The following is a 15,298-nucleotide window of genomic DNA, read 5'->3' as shown; positions in this document are numbered from 1 at the left end:
CTTGGTGTTATTTTTTACTGACCTGAACGGATGATGTAATCAAATGCAGACAGTGATGCTTTCGCACCTTCACCTGTGGCAATGATGATCTGCTTATACGGAACAGTAGTACAGTCACCCGCCGCAAATACACCTTTCACATTGGTTTCGTTGCGTTCGTTAATCAGGATCTCACCACGATTTGACAATTCAACCGCTGTTGCTTTTAAGAAATCGGTATTCGGCAACAAACCAATCTGTACGAAGATACCAGCCAATTCAACAGTGTGCTCTTCATCTGTTACACGGTCTTTGTATTTCAGTGCAGTCACTTGTGAACCGTCACCCACCACTTCAGTCGACAAGGCATTTTTAATCACCGTGGTGTTTGGCAAGCTTGTTAATTTGTCTTGCAATACCTGATCCGCACGAAGCTTGCTATCAAACTCAACCAAAGTCACATGCTCTACAATCCCTGCAAGGTCAATCGCAGCTTCTACACCAGAGTTACCCCCACCGATTACCGCAACACGTTTGCCTTTGAACAATGGACCATCACAGTGTGGGCAGTAGGCCACACCACGGGTTTTGTATTCCTGCTCACCCGGAACGTTCATTTCTCTCCAGCGTGCACCTGTAGACAGGATGACCGTTTTCGATTCCAGTTTGGCACCATTCTCTAAAGTGACTTCTACCAGACCATTCGTTGTTTCATCTGCACCTTTGATGTTAGAGACACGTTGCAGGTTCATGATGTCAACACCGTATTCTCGTACGTGTGCTTCCATTTCAGCAGCAAACTTAGGTCCTTGGGTTTTTTGAATCGAGGTATAGTTTTCGATGTCCATGGTGTCCATGACCTGACCGCCCATGCGCTCAGCTACGATACCGGTTTTAATGCCTTTACGTGCAGCATAGATCGCAGAGGTATTGCCTGCAGGACCACCACCAATCACCAATACATCAAAAGCATCTTTGGCATTGAGCTTTTCAGCCTCTTTTGCTGCAGAGTTGGTGTCCAGTTTTGCCACGATTTCTTCCAAAGTCATACGACCTTGACCGATATGCTGGTTGTCCTGGAACACCATCGGCACCGCCATGATTTTGCGTTCTTCCACTTCATCCTGAAAGAATGCCCCATCAATCATGGTGGCTGTTGTGCCCGGGTTGTAAATTGCAATCAGGTTTAAGGCTTGAACCACATCCGGACAGTTATGGCAGCTGAGTGATACAAATACATCAAAATCAGATTTGATCCCTAAGCCTTTAATCGACTCTAAAACTTCAGCAGATACTTTCGGTGCATAACCAGAGCTTTGTAGTAAAGCCAGAATCAGTGAGGTGAATTCATGCCCCATTGGCAGACCTGCGAAGTAGACACGTGGTTCTTCACCTGCTTTGGCAATACCAAAGCTTGGTGCACGTTGGTTCTGGCCATCAAAACGCGCAGTGACTAAATCAGATAATGCAGCGATTTCCTCTACCAGTTCTTTGATTTTTGCAGATTTGTCGGAATCATTTAAAGTCGCAACCAGTTCAATCGGGCTTTCCAGACGTTCGAGTAGTGTTTTTAATTGAGCTGAAGTATTTTGGTCTAACATTGCTAAGCTCCAAAGGAATAAATATTTATTTGATAAAGCGATATTAATGCATAAATCAAAATAGGTAAAACAGTTTGTTTTTATATTATAAATCGTTTTTTTAGATCATTGGTTTGATAATTATTTTTGGTATTTCAACTTTTAATTTTTATACTGTTTCATCAGCAGATAAAAAATGCTCCTAAACAGGAGCATTTCTAAAACATTAATTTATCCGTTGCTCGATACGCAAGGATCGGCCTTTGATTGAATTGGCCAAGAAGAACAGAACCAAACTCAGAAATGCCGATAAAATGGCCACTCCAATAATCACCAGATAAGTGATCTGACTCAACTGGTTTGCCTGTTGTACTTGCGTATTTACACTCTTGGCAACCGGTGTCATGGCTTGACCATAGATCTGTTGCTGCATGGTCCAGAGTTGTTCCGACTTAAAGCCATATTGCTCAAATTTTGCATCCTGCTTTTCTGCTTCTACCAGATTGAATACATAAGGTTTTGCAGCCGATAAATCTTGCGGTTTATGCAAAAGTGCTGTTTGTGCCAGTAAATAAGATTTTACCGGTGCAGCAATCTCTGAATCGGCGAGGTATCGTGCAATTTCACTGTCATTGATATTGCTATCGTAATACACCACCTGCTGATAAGCATCATGCCGGTCATTCCGTAAATCATGCTGCCAGTAAGTTAATCCCGACCAGATCACGATAAAGGCAATTAGCCAAGCGACAAATTTCAGCACAAAAGACTGAAAGCGCACATAAAAGAAACGCAGTTTCTTTAATAGGCCAATGATAAAAAATGCACCGATAAAAGAAGCAAAAATTTTAATAATCAGCCAGCCAAACCAGCTCAGCAAACTAAAAAAATAATCCGGACTATCACCAATGCTGGCCAGCGTGGCATCTACACTGACCGGTAAATGTAACTGCTGCACTTCGGTACTCAGGCCAAAAAAGCCATAGACCAGTTCCTGCTGAAAAAACAGACCAATGATGGAGGCAATAAATACCGTAGAACTGGTGATACCCAATAACATCAAATTGCGTTGACGTTTCTTGAGCGCAACCACGCCTTGCTTGATCTCACCAGGAGACACCGCATATTCATCTAAGGGAGGCAATCTTTACTCCTTTTAGATCTTCAACCACAATATTTAGTTGGGCTTTGATCCGCTCGTACTTGATTCAATCACCAAGTGATTCAGATTATCCTGTAAAGCCTTTAAACGCACGGTTGCTTCTGTGCGTTTTTGTACACCTTCTTTCTGAATCTGTATCACATCATTGACTGTTTTAATGAGGGTGTTTTGCACATGTTCAAGCGTTTCGATATCAATTACGGAGCGCTGATTGGCTTTTGCGGTATCGACAGAGTTCTGATGCAATAGATCTGCATTACGGCGCAGCAGTTCATTGGTGGCATCATCAATGGTATTGGCCAGCTGGACACTGTTCTTTTGTTCACTCAGAGAAATGGCCAGACTGATCTGGTTTTTCCATGCCGGTAAAGTAATATTTTTAATCGCATAAAACTTGTCGACCAGCATCAGGTTGTTGGACTGAATAATCCGGATCATCGGCAAGGTTTGCATGGCAGATTGCTGTAAAACCTGCAAATCGCTGACCCGTTTTTCCAGATTATTGGCCAGATGGTTCAGATCATAAATTTTCTGTGTTGTGGTTTGATCTTGTGGCAAAGCGGTTAAAGCGGAGATTTCCTGCTGTAGCTCCTGCTCACGTAAACGGCCGGCTGCAATATGTACGCCTAACTGTTTATATTCATCCTGTACCCCGTCAAACATTTTATCCAGGGTATCTACACGCGCTTTCAAACCGGACTGCGAGGTTTCAATTTCTTTGACCAGCACATCGAGCTGCTCTTTGGTAGTATTGAAATGTGCATCAAAGTTACCTTTTGCACCTTTGAACTTGCTGATGATATTGCCAAAAAAACCTGAACTTTTCTTTTGACTTAAAATGCTGCTGGTATTCAGTTGCTGGGCCACCTGCACCACCTGATTCAGTTTCTGCCCTGTCGCATCCAGATCTCTATTTTGGACCAGATTCAGTAATTCATCAGTATAGGTCGAGGTTTTGGTCGCAATATTTTTACCATACTCAGCCACGCTGTTATGACTCATATCCTGCAATTCTTTACGTGCTGCCAGTACTTCCTGAAAGTCAGCAGGTTGCAAGCCCAGTTCTTTCAGATCCATTTGCTGAAATTTTTGTTCGACCAGTTCATTCGAGCTTTCAACAGGTAAATTTACTAAATCAGACTTGGTCATGGTTCACCTTATATTGTTATGTTTTCGAGGGTTTCTCGAGGGATTTTTTTAACGTTTTAATCAGACTTTCACGGCTATTATCAAGTTTTTCCAGATCACTTGTCGAGTGCTTGCTCTGGCTTTGTTGGACATGATATTGCCAGGCCGGAATCAAGACCTGTTGCGCTTCTTTAAAGCGGTCTAATAAGCTAAAGGACAGCTGCTGTGAAAGCTGCATCTGGGTAATGGCAATGTCATTACTGCTTTGCAAGGTACGCAGTGTATTGATTTTCTTGGAAAGCCGCTCAGAAAAATTATCCAGTGGATGCTGGTTTTTGATGAACAGCGGATATTCTGATAAAAACTCGTCTGCCGCGACAATATGCTTGGCCATCTGCTCACGTAGACCCAAAAGCTGCTGAAAACGGGCCTGAGATTTCTGGATTTCAATCTGTAACTTACGACTTAGGTGATCTGCTTGATCGAGTAAACGGTCCAGTCGCTGATAATATTCAACCTGACTCGAACCATAATCCAGATCGATCCCAAGCCATTTTTGTAGTGCATTAAATTTACGTTTTTTCAGATATTTTTTAGATTCTGCCAAAGCCTGAATCAATTGCTCAATGGTCTGGCTCAGCTGTTGGGTCAAATGCGGATCGACCCCATTTAATAACACCGATTGTGCCTGAATCAGAGAATCCGCATAATGATTCAGTCCATATTGATGGCTCAGTACAGGCACAAGTTCATTACGTTTGATCGCCAGTATTTCTTCACGATCAAAAGACATGTCAGTCAAGGCGGGTAAAGCTTCAAATCGCGACATGACGAAGACTGTATCCTTTTAGAGAGATTAAATAAAAATCTTGAATATCCTCGAATGTAGCAAAAAAACAGACCACGTTGTGTATATTTATCCAGAAATTCGTTACATCACTTTAACTAAATCCATGTTTTATCTTTATTTTAATTATATTTTTTGCAATGAAAGCAAATGTGTTTGATAAATTTTGCTGTACTGCTAGCTTAGTCTGATGAAACTCTTGAACATCAATCATAAATCATAGATGAAAAAAGCCATATTACTATGGCTTTTGAGCATGCGTTCAAGACAATATCAGAGATAATCCCCGGTACTCTCTGGCTGATAAAGCACTTTTTCAATGGTCACTTTCATGGTGTGGCCATCTGGTTGTGGCCATTCAATGGTTTGACCTTCGGCTAAGCCCAGAATGGCTGCGCCTATCGGTGCAATCACATTTACCTGACCTTTATCACCTTTAAACTCATGTGGGTAAACCAGTGTGACTTCCACAGGCTCTGGAGACGGTGCAATAGTCAGTAACACACGCGAATGCATGGTGACAATATTACTTGCGATCTCCGCGGGGCCAACTATTTCAGCACGTGCCAGTTCATCTTCCAGACGAATCATGGTTTCGCTCAGCTTGGTCTGATGCTCAAGCATGGTTTCCAGACGATCTAAATCCTGCTGAGATAAAATAATAGTGGTTTTATTCATCCTGATTACCTTTGTTAGATACCTAAATAAAAAATTAATGAATCAACAGCCAACAGGAACACCAAATACAGGTTGTGCCCATATTTGAATGATTCCTATAAATACAATGTTCAGATTTAAAGAAAATGATCTCACTCACAGCGCTTATTGCACCAACACCTGAGCTCGTCTGAAATTTGCATAAAAATTTTCAGGTACTAAGCAGAATGTACAGGGTGGATCTAAAAAGCTGGCAATGAATAAATCAGTTCTTTTAAATATTTAAAAATGAGATTGGTCTATAAAAAACTTTAAGCCAGATTCAGAAAAACGCAATATGATTTTGTTGATGACTCATTTTCTTGTCCTATCAACATCAGCTATAAAATATTAAGCCTGAATCATGGTGCGATATAGATATAGTTTAACTCGAATTGCGCTAAACCAAATCCTGATTTTTTCTCGTCATTTTAACAGCTATAAAAAAAGCTCCCGGTTGGGAGCTCCTTTCCGATTAAAACCGATTATGCATAAACTGGGAATTTAGCACATACAGTTTCAACCTTCGCTTTCACCGCATTAATGACCGTTTCATCACCTTTCGCATCCAGAATGTCAGCAATCCAGCCCGCAAGGTCACGTACTTCAGCTTCACCGAAACCACGGGTTGTTACTGCAGGTGTGCCGATACGGATACCTGAAGTTACGAACGGAGAACGTGGATCGTTTGGTACAGAGTTTTTGTTCACAGTAATGTGAGCAGCACCTAACCAGGCATCCGCTTCTTTACCTGTGATATCTTGTTTGATTAACGACAACAAGAACAAGTGGTTCTCAGTACCGCCAGACACAATATCATAACCACGAGCGATTAGCACTTCAGCCATGGCTTTTGCATTCACCACAACTTGTTTTTGATATTCTTTGTATTCAGGCGCCATCGCTTCTTTAAAGCAGATCGCTTTCGCTGCAATCGCGTGAACCAAAGGACCACCTTGGTTACCCGGGAATACAGCAGACTGTAATTTTTTCTCGATTTCTTCGTTTGCTTTCGCAAGGATTAAACCAGAACGTGGACCACGAAGTGTTTTGTGAGTCGTGGTCGTTGTTACGTCAGCAATTTGCACTGGGCTTGGGTAAACGCCAGCAGCAACCAGACCTGCAACGTGCGCCATATCAACAAACAGGTAAGCACCCACTTTGTCCGCGATGTCACGGAAACGCTGCCAGTCTACGATTTGGCTGTATGCAGAGAAACCTGCAACGATCATACGTGGCTTGTGTTCCACCGCTAAACGTTCAACTTCTTCATAGTCGATTTCGCCAGTTTCTGGGTTTAAACCATATTGAATCGCGTTATATGTTTTACCAGAGAAGCTTACTTTTGCACCGTGAGTCAAGTGACCACCGTGAGCAAGGCTCATACCCAAAACTGTATCGCCAGGGTTAAGAAGCGCTAAGTAAACCGCTGAGTTTGCTTGTGAACCAGCATGTGGCTGAACGTTAGCATAATCAGCACCAAAGAGTTCTTTAGCACGGTCAATCGCCAATTGTTCGATCACGTCTACGTATTCGCAACCGCCATAGTAGCGTTTACCTGGGTAGCCTTCCGCATATTTGTTAGTGAGTTTTGAACCTTGAGCTTCCATGACTGCTGGTGAGCAGTAGTTTTCAGAAGCGATTAGCTCAATATGAGCTTCTTGACGAGCATCTTCATTCGAGATTGCTTGAGCTAATTCTGGATCAAATTCAGCAATAGAGATATTGGCAAACATTAGCGAGGTCCTATTGATTTAGGGCTTTTAAGCCGTGCTAAGATTGGCGCGTATTGTAGCATGAAGTTTTGCATTTTCGATCATGAACTTTCTGCAGTTTTTTATAAATATTACTCCAGCCTTTAGAAATCATGACCAATTTAAGTAAAATCAAATTATTGAATTGGCGTTAAAGTTTTTAACTTTTAAAATTTTGAGCATTTTTTATTCCTTCACCATCTAGTCTTGCTTGAAATGTGAAAAGACTGGTTTTCTCGAGCGCTCTGCAAGCATTTTAAAATGAGATTCAAGCTAAGTTCCGCTTACCTTTTTATCCTCTATAAACCTAGAACAGCAACTGCGTGTTAACCCTTAGAACATTTCAGGTGTACCGCTAAATCTTTTCCTGCATGAGAGTTCTGAACCTTAACCTGCAGCAAAATTGGATTTATTAACAGCATTCTTTGCGCTAAAAAGTATATTTTTTAATATTCAGCCTAATCTTTTTCCCAATTTATCGTTAATATGAGTCTGTCTCTTCTTTTATGGTGCTCAACGCATGCAGGCCATTATTCTTGATACCGAAACGCATACTTTAAATGGTCAACCCATTGAAGTTGCCTATGCGCCTGTCGCAATTGTAGACCATAAAATCAGTATGGATAAAAGCCGCCTGTTTGATCAGCTCTATTCATGTGACGAACCCATTTCTTTTGCCGCCATGGCGGTGCATCATATTCTGGAGTCTGACCTGGAAGGTCAGCCACATTACAGTACCTTTCGCCTGCCAGATGAAACGATTTATATGATTGGTCATAATATTGATTATGACGTTCGTGCTGTCGAAAAATGTGGGGTAGATACCTCGAAAATTAAAGCGATTTGTACACTGGCTTTAGCACGTCGGGTCTGGCCCGATGCAGAAGCACATAATATTTCTGCACTGATTTATATGATTACCAAAGGCAGTGAACGAGCGCGCGAAATGATCCGTAAAGCGCATCGTGCCGATATGGATATTATTTTAACTGCCAACATCCTGATGCATATCGTACACCACCTGAAAATCAACAGTATGCAGGAACTGTTCGATGCTTCTGAAGATGCCCGAATTCCACGCACAATTAACTTTGGTAAACATCGCGGTAGCGCAATTGCAGAGCTTCCTGCCGACTATGTGCAATGGCTATTGCGCCAAGATGAACTGGATCCTTATTTGCGCAAGGCTCTCGAAAATACCGCGATTAGTACGCTTTAAACCCCTTAAAACAAGTATCTGTTTTTTAATATATTCTTCATATTATTGTAATTATCCCAGACTATGCTCTAGCTGAATTTAGTGAACAACTCATTCAGCTATGATGCATTTTTATAAAACTCCACGTGGGGTCGAGGTGCTACAGAATCGCTCTATCCCCTTGACCGCACGCCAACGCCGCTTATTGGTGCTAATCGGCAGCAAAGATTTTGATCTGTTACATGAGAGATTAAAGCAGCAACTAGCTCCCGCCGAGCTTTTAGAGCAACTTTGTGAAATGGATTTAATTGTTCCGGCTCACACCAGCATAATATCAAACAGTCCACATCAGACCGGCACAGAAGTCGATACCAAAATCAATTTGGCGCATTCCGAGATTTACCGTCCCTTAAATTCACCTCTGCCCGTCCCTTCTGTAACCGAGAACCGCAAAAACCTCCTAGTTCCTATCGAAGAGCTGCAAGAAAACTCATCTATTGAAACAAATCCAGACAATCAACCCCATCTAGCCGAACCGCAAGCTTTATCTTTTGAAGACCTCAAATATATGATGATGGAAAGCTTACAAAAATATTGTGGCTTGATGGCCAAACAGCAAATTCAGTATATTTTACAGGTACAGGATGTGCGCAGTTTAAAAATGTGCCAAATACAGTGGATCACCTCACTGCAGGAAAGCCGACTTCCTCCGCAAGAATTGAATTACATTCTAAAACAGATCAATTTTTCTTTGGCACAATTACAGCAAAATCAAGCTCATGAATAAGCATGTCTTAGTCTTTTAAACTCTTAAATGAGTGACTTTAGCAATCAAGCAGATTTAGATTTCAAATATAGACAATTGATTTTACACTATATTTATATTATCTCTAAATTTAAATCCTAAAATATCAGACTTAAGCGGGATAGAAAAAACCTGAAAATCTCGCCATATAGTGATCATTAAAATCCGCTTGGTTGCTATATGCCACATTATTTAGAATTCGATGCGTTTGATAACCCCATGCAACTGAGCAAGGTGGGCAATTGGGTCATTACCTTTTTAAGTCCGGCTGAAGAACTGGAACTTGTGCAACTGGCAATTACCTATGTACTGCCCCGCCAGCTCAGTGACAGTTTACAACCGCGACGTGTAGTGATTCAAAAAAGCTCTATCGAGCACCATTGGCTGATTCAAGCCATTGAATGTTTTGACAGTAATACTCGTCAGGAAATTTCTTTAAGCCCCGAACATATCACCGCTCAGCAAACCTTAAAACAGATTCTGCAAGAATTTGAAAAATATGATGTGAATGTACAACTTAAGCACATCTAATTTCTGGCTCACCTCGGTGGGCTTTTTTATTAATAGGGGATAAATTTTGCTTTTCTGCATTCATTAAAAACTCACCAGGAAGGTGAGTTTTTAATGGCTAAACCTGTAATATCGGATAGATGGACTCAATTTTTTCACCTTTGTATAACGTATTGATCCAGTTATTCTACGACTTTATAAATATTTGAAGACTTTTGACTTTCAAATAACAGTTCAATACTCGGTAAAATAGTTTCGCCATCTACCACGATATGTTCAATTTTTTTTACCAGATCAATTGCATCATGCTGATGTTGCTCTGCAAATGAACGTAATAAAGCTTTCGCCTCAATGACCTTGCTAAATTGGTCTTTCACCTTTATAACAATAATCTTTGACATTTCTCTCTCCTTTCTATTTCCTAAGTTTCCATTTTTTATATCACACTTAAATCGCTTATTTAGGGTCAAGATGTTAGCGAATTTGGCAATGTAAACTTTTTTTATAGGAATCAATTAGAAAAGAAATCATCTGGAATCATTAAACAAAGCTTTATAACAGACATTAAAAAAGCTCGCATTGCTGCGAGCTCTGTGTTGGATGGCTAGTGCTAGATTTATTGTTTGGTGATCAACATCAAACTCAACTAACTGTCATTGATCCGTCCAACTTATCGGTAGCGTCTTATTGGTTTTACGACCTACCATGAGTTCAATATAGCAACATTTTTCAGACCTACAAGCCCTCTTTACACTTCTAAAAGAAGACTCATACAAGATTTAAATTGTCATTTTTCAAAACTAAATTATGATATTTCAGGCTTATTAATTTCCAAATATTATTCTTTTTAGAAGAAAATATTTTTAGAATAAATATATGATTTCTATAAAATTTTAATTTAAGTTAATTTAGCTCAATATGTGTTCACATCATCCTTTATTAATTTATTCAGTTTTTTAAAATTTATTTTTTTAAATTATTGAGAATAATAAGCGCTACTCAGAAATTAGCGAACCTCTACAGGAACCGCTGTAATTAGCCGAATTAAAAGTAATTTTCTTATAGATATAATCCATTGTTATTTTGAACATAAAGCACTAATTTTTATTTAAAATGTACTGTATAAACACACTTATAAGCATCACAATTTGTAAAATCAAATCAGTTATAAAGCAACAGTGTAATAAAGTCGCTCATATACAATAAACAAATGTACTCAAACCCGATCTTAAATCGATCAAAAAAAAATCTATATTTTAAAAAAAGGTATATTGCGATGACTCATTCAGATGAAAAAATTAATGAAGAATTTCCAGAAGAGGAATTGGATCCACAAGAAAAACAGGATCGAGAGATGCAGCGCGGTCAGCTGGGCGTAGATAAAGACCCTCAGGTAAAAAGAGACCAAATCCGTCAACAACATCAGGATGAAGAGGAACAGAATCCTTAATATTCATATTATTGAGTCTGCTCCTTTGAGATTAGGATCAAGTGTAATACTGTGCCCGCTTTTTAGAAAATCGGTCAAGCTGCTTTAAGAATCCCTCAAAGTAATCTTTCTGTTTTTCTTCAGTTCGATAACCTGCATATAAAGTACGGCGTAAGCCTTCAGGGGCTACACAATCCAGACGGCGCGAAGTCACCCAGCCCTTCTGTTCATATTCATTTACCACCCAATCTGGCAATGCCGCAATCCCACGACCACTGGCAACAAGCTGAATCAGCATTTGAGTCAAATCGGTCGTCCGAATCTGTTTTGGCAAAATATTCGCAGGAATAAACAAGCGTGACATGATATCCAGACGATGCTTATCTACCGGATAAGTTACTAATGTTTCTTCTGCCAGTTCCTGCACCGTAATCTCTTGGGCACGTACTAAAGGATGTGTATTAGACAACACCAAACGTGATTCATATTCAAATACCGGGAAATATTCCACACCTTTGAGTGCAATCGGATCGGCAGTAATCAGTAAGTCAAACTCGCCCGTTTGTAACAATTCATGCGGATTGGCTTCAAAGCCCGAAGCAAAATCCAAATCAACATCTGGATATTGGATACGATACTGATTCAAAAGTGGCATTAGCCAGTCAAAACAACTATGACACTCTGACGAGAATATAATACGGCCTGTCTGTCCATGCACAATACGTGTGATATCACTTTGCGCTATCTGTACTTGTGGTAGCACATCATCAGCCAGTTTCAACAAACGTAAACCTACATTAGAAAAACTCACAGGGCGACTACGGCGATTGACCACTTCAACCCCGAACCATTGATCGAGTTCGCGCAATTGGTGAGACAAAGCTGAAGGTGTTAAACAGAGATCTCCTGCCGCTGCAACCAGTGATCCATGTTCTCTTAGCGCTGTCAGTGTTTTTAAATGTCGTAGTTCTATCATATGGCTTACCCAAAAAATACAGAAATCAGCTACTCAAGCTTGGTGAATAGCATAATCTATTTCAGGATACTCACTTCAATATTTTCACCTTTAAATTATTTTAATGAATTTTACTCAATAAATAATCTATTCAAAAATCGGTTTATTAAAAACATTTGAGTTATTTCATCATCAATATATTCAAAGAATCGTACTCTGCATTGCAATCAGCTCTCGTATTTAAAACACCTAAAGCTGTTGTGAATCAGCGCATCAACTCAAAATATAGAATCAGAATAAGTAAAAGAAAATGAGCATGTCATTTGTTTGTCTGAAAACTTTTAAGATTATTTTTGAGCAGTATCGAATAAAGTGAAAAGACAGAGTTTGAGATTCGATTTAAGCAATACAATCTATATGGTGGCACTGAATAAAAAGTTTTATGAAAAGCGATCTGGTATAAAGATTTAATTTAAAGAGATTTTTATGTTGTAAGAAATAAGAAAATGGTGCGCTCAGCGGGCACTTTCCGAAATTTGCGGTTTCCTTATTATTCCCCAGCTTTCCTTATTTTTTCTTTCTTTTTATAGGTTTAAGTGTGGCTCATTAATTCAATAGTTTAATGTTTCCCTATTATTCCCTATTATTCATTCTATATTGATTACGCCAAATTTACGCCACAACATTTTGAGAGAGAATTTATGGCCACCTTTAGACAAAGGGGTGATGCTTGGCGAGTTGAGATTAGTGTGAATGGTACTCGGGAAAGTGCGACATTCGATACTAAGACTCAGGCTCGCGCATGGGCATCAAAACGTGAAACTGAATTAAGAGAGTTATCACGCGGAAAGCTTCCTGATTATACATTAAATTGTGCAATTGATAGATACATAGAAGAAGTGTGTCCAAAGCACAAAGGCTGTGATGCCGAGATTAAGAGATTTCGGGCATTTCAGAGGAACTTCCCGAAGATTGTCAAAAAGCATATTGCCAAAATTACCACCGATGATTTTGTGGTGTGGCGAGATACCAGACTAAAAACTGTCAAGCCGGCCTCGGTACGACGTGAGGGAAATATCCTGTCTGCTTTGTTTACAGTGGCTCGCACAGAATGGAAGTGGATTTATGATTCACCAATGAGTGATCTAAAGATGCCACCACCGCCAGCACATCGCGATAGACGCATATCAGAGGATGAAATTTACAGGCTTTGTCTGGCCGCTGAATTTGATGATCAGGCACCTGAGAATTTTACACAGCAAATTATGATTGCTTTTCTTTTGGCGATTGAAACTGCAATGCGTGCTGGTGAGATCCGCGGCCTGACTTGGGACCGGGTTTATTTAAAGAATAGATATGTGACTTTGAATGAAACCAAGAATGGAACAAAACGACATGTGCCCCTGTCCAAGCGTGCTGTTGAATTGCTCGAGCTCATGAAAGGTGTTGGCAGTCATCAGGTTTTTACAGTGAAAGACTCGAGCTTTGATACACTTTGGAGAAAGTTGCGAGATAGGTGTGAAATTGAAGATTTGCATTTTCACGACTCAAGACATGAAGCATGCACAAGGCTTGCCCAGAAATTAGAAGTATTGGATTTGGCGCGGATGATTGGTCATAAGGATTTAAGAAGCCTGATGATTTATTACAATGCAACTGCATCAGAGATTGCAAATAGGCTGGACTGATATCCAGTGGAAGGAATAATAATGAAAACATGGGAACAGCATTACATCGAGCATTGCATTAAATTTGCCGAGCCGTGGGGTAAAAGATTTGGCTGGGCTGTCTGGCATAGTTGTTTTGAATATTGGGATGGGTGTGCGAGTGAGTATGCCGTTTTAAGCAAAGTGAGAAGCTGAAGTAATTTTTAAATTACTCCAACACAAACCCCACATTCACACTCGTCGTAATTGATTAAGCTAAAAGCCCTCACTTGAGGGCCTTCACAATAGCACCATGACGTGCCTTACAATCGTTATATTTAGCAACCACATCAATAGACCAGACCAAAGCAACCCTGCCCTGCCCTGATTCTAATTTCTGTAAATCAGGACAAGACTCAAGGAGGTTGGCCGGCACCACTGGCGATAAGTGAGTTGAGTTGCTGCAGGCCGTCATCATCAAAGCAATGGTTGAGATACACAGGACGATCAATGATCTTTTGCACTTCACGCGTAACTGTTTCGACCTGCACACGTTGCTCTGATTTTGTTGCTTCATAATCCGCACTCATCCGGTTAATTTGATTTTGTTTTTCAGTTAGAGCCTTGAGATGCTTTTGTTCTATCTGTTGAATTTTCGCTGTGCATTGCTCACTGGCTTTGCGTAGCTTCCCGCTTAAGTGGTTGGTATAGACAATTTGCCCCACCCATAAAAAGAAAAAGACCGCAATTGCGATCCAGTGTTTATATTTCCAGAGTAGTATTGGCATCTAGTTCACCCCCATGCATTTGTTGTAGCGCTCAACTTGTCGGGTCCACACGCCATAACAGTTATTAGAACGGATTGAACAATCACGCTTTGCGACATACTTCCACTTCAATAGTGACTTGCATGCCTGGACATATTCACGTGCCTTCAGGTTGCGCAGCATGGATGATCCAGACCAAGCACTTGTGCCGTACTGATAAGTGAAATCCAGATACAGATCATATTCAGGCTGTGAAATTGGAATATTCAGAATGGTTTTATTGAATCGTTGCGCATCTTTATCCATGTGCAGCTTGAGATATTCAAAAGCCTGCTTGCGGTCAATCGCCGGATCAGTCATTTTGACTTTGAGGCCATTTGGATAAACAGTGGTGCCATGACCAATAGTCGGCACATCACCTTTTACCGGAATCACTGGTTTTGATGTATAGCCTTCTTTTATTGCAGTGGCTTGCACCTGTTCTTCACTTGGACCAGTGATCCACATTCCTGCTGCAAGCACCAAAGAAGATCCGATCACGTAGTATTTAGTTTTGTCCTGCATTGCATCGCCCTCGCAATTTTGCAATTTTCAGTTCGTGTTCTTCTTGCTCACGTTGATCTTTACGCTTTTGAAATTGCCTGTTTGATAAATAGTTTGCAAAACTAATCGCAAGACCCGCCAAACCAATTACAACTCCAATCAAAAAACCCCAATCCCACGTTGCAAACCATGAAATTATTGTGATGCCTGTGCCTGCAGTGGTTGCGACTGGCCCTGAAGTATCTGCTATTTGTGTCGCATTTGACATTGCGCCCCCTATTTTGGCAATAAAAAAGCAC

Annotated in this window: 16 protein-coding genes; 5 read left to right on the top strand and 11 right to left on the bottom strand. The window is 40.5% G+C overall.

Annotated features, from left to right (window positions below; all coding sequences use genetic code 11):
• Positions 1-14: 14 nt before the first annotated feature.
• From ahpF to glyA, 6 genes are all read right to left on the bottom strand, one after another.
• A complete protein-coding gene (gene ahpF, locus FTU90_RS07860; RefSeq protein WP_180072248.1) occupies positions 15-1,580 on the bottom strand; it encodes an alkyl hydroperoxide reductase subunit F in 1,566 nt (521 codons plus the stop codon).
• A 205-nt stretch (positions 1,581-1,785) separates the two neighbouring features.
• A complete protein-coding gene (locus tag FTU90_RS07855; protein WP_005097497.1) occupies positions 1,786-2,703 on the bottom strand; it encodes a hypothetical protein in 918 nt (305 codons plus the stop codon).
• 33 nt (positions 2,704-2,736) lie between these two features.
• Entirely contained in the window at positions 2,737-3,870 is a 1,134-nt protein-coding gene (locus FTU90_RS07850; protein ID WP_005097499.1) for a toxic anion resistance protein, read from the bottom strand.
• Between the two features lie 16 nt (positions 3,871-3,886).
• Entirely contained in the window at positions 3,887-4,678 is a 792-nt protein-coding gene (locus FTU90_RS07845; RefSeq protein ID WP_005097500.1) for a hypothetical protein, read from the bottom strand.
• 291 nt (positions 4,679-4,969) lie between these two features.
• Positions 4,970-5,374 (bottom strand): nucleoside diphosphate kinase regulator, encoded by a 405-nt coding sequence (gene rnk, locus FTU90_RS07840; RefSeq protein WP_005097501.1) that lies wholly within the window; start codon positions 5,372-5,374, stop codon positions 4,970-4,972.
• A gap of 503 nt (positions 5,375-5,877) precedes the next feature.
• Entirely contained in the window at positions 5,878-7,128 is a 1,251-nt protein-coding gene (glyA, locus tag FTU90_RS07835) for a serine hydroxymethyltransferase (protein WP_005097502.1), read from the bottom strand.
• 538 nt (positions 7,129-7,666) lie between these two features.
• On the opposite strand from glyA, the gene FTU90_RS07830 reads away from it, so the two are divergent.
• From FTU90_RS07830 to FTU90_RS07820, 3 genes are all read left to right on the top strand, one after another.
• Positions 7,667-8,365, top strand: a complete 699-nt coding sequence (locus FTU90_RS07830; protein WP_180000653.1) for a 3'-5' exonuclease — start codon at positions 7,667-7,669, stop codon at positions 8,363-8,365.
• Positions 8,366-8,465: 100 nt separating this feature from the next.
• Entirely contained in the window at positions 8,466-9,131 is a 666-nt protein-coding gene (locus tag FTU90_RS07825; protein ID WP_180072246.1) for a hypothetical protein, read from the top strand.
• Between the two features lie 198 nt (positions 9,132-9,329).
• Positions 9,330-9,680 (top strand): hypothetical protein, encoded by a 351-nt coding sequence (locus tag FTU90_RS07820; RefSeq protein WP_180072244.1) that lies wholly within the window; start codon positions 9,330-9,332, stop codon positions 9,678-9,680.
• A gap of 161 nt (positions 9,681-9,841) precedes the next feature.
• Here the strand turns inward: FTU90_RS07820 and FTU90_RS07815 are convergent, their stop codons facing one another.
• Positions 9,842-10,060 (bottom strand): hypothetical protein, encoded by a 219-nt coding sequence (locus FTU90_RS07815; RefSeq protein ID WP_180072242.1) that lies wholly within the window; start codon positions 10,058-10,060, stop codon positions 9,842-9,844.
• Positions 10,061-10,935: 875 nt separating this feature from the next.
• On the opposite strand from FTU90_RS07815, the gene FTU90_RS07810 reads away from it, so the two are divergent.
• A complete protein-coding gene (locus FTU90_RS07810) occupies positions 10,936-11,109 on the top strand; it encodes a hypothetical protein (protein ID WP_167381264.1) in 174 nt (57 codons plus the stop codon).
• Positions 11,110-11,146: 37 nt separating this feature from the next.
• Here the strand turns inward: FTU90_RS07810 and FTU90_RS07805 are convergent, their stop codons facing one another.
• The gene (locus tag FTU90_RS07805) at positions 11,147-12,064 is read right to left on the bottom strand and encodes a LysR family transcriptional regulator (RefSeq protein WP_005097509.1); all 918 of its coding nucleotides are present in this window, start codon (positions 12,062-12,064) and stop codon (positions 11,147-11,149) included.
• 680 nt (positions 12,065-12,744) lie between these two features.
• Here FTU90_RS07805 and FTU90_RS07800 point away from each other — a divergent pair.
• Positions 12,745-13,731, top strand: a complete 987-nt coding sequence (locus FTU90_RS07800; RefSeq protein ID WP_180072240.1) for a site-specific integrase — start codon at positions 12,745-12,747, stop codon at positions 13,729-13,731.
• A gap of 374 nt (positions 13,732-14,105) precedes the next feature.
• Here the strand turns inward: FTU90_RS07800 and FTU90_RS07795 are convergent, their stop codons facing one another.
• Genes FTU90_RS07795 through FTU90_RS07785 form a run of 3 tightly spaced genes read right to left on the bottom strand, consistent with a single transcriptional unit; the run spans position 14,106 to position 15,267 of the window.
• The gene (locus FTU90_RS07795) at positions 14,106-14,477 is read right to left on the bottom strand and encodes a hypothetical protein (RefSeq protein ID WP_180072238.1); all 372 of its coding nucleotides are present in this window, start codon (positions 14,475-14,477) and stop codon (positions 14,106-14,108) included.
• Positions 14,478-15,020: a glycoside hydrolase family protein gene (locus FTU90_RS07790; RefSeq protein ID WP_180072236.1), complete on the bottom strand. Its 543-nt coding sequence runs from the start codon at positions 15,018-15,020 to the stop codon at positions 14,478-14,480.
• Positions 15,004-15,267: a hypothetical protein gene (locus tag FTU90_RS07785; protein ID WP_180072234.1), complete on the bottom strand. Its 264-nt coding sequence runs from the start codon at positions 15,265-15,267 to the stop codon at positions 15,004-15,006. Before FTU90_RS07785 ends, FTU90_RS07790 begins: the two co-directional genes overlap by 17 nt.
• Positions 15,268-15,298: the final 31 nt, after the last annotated feature.

The sequence above is a fragment of the Acinetobacter sp. YH12200 genome (assembly GCF_013418175.1).
Classification (GTDB): domain Bacteria; phylum Pseudomonadota; class Gammaproteobacteria; order Pseudomonadales; family Moraxellaceae; genus Acinetobacter; species Acinetobacter pseudolwoffii.
Note: the sequence above shows the minus strand (reverse complement) of the source record. Positions and strands in the feature narration are given on the sequence as shown.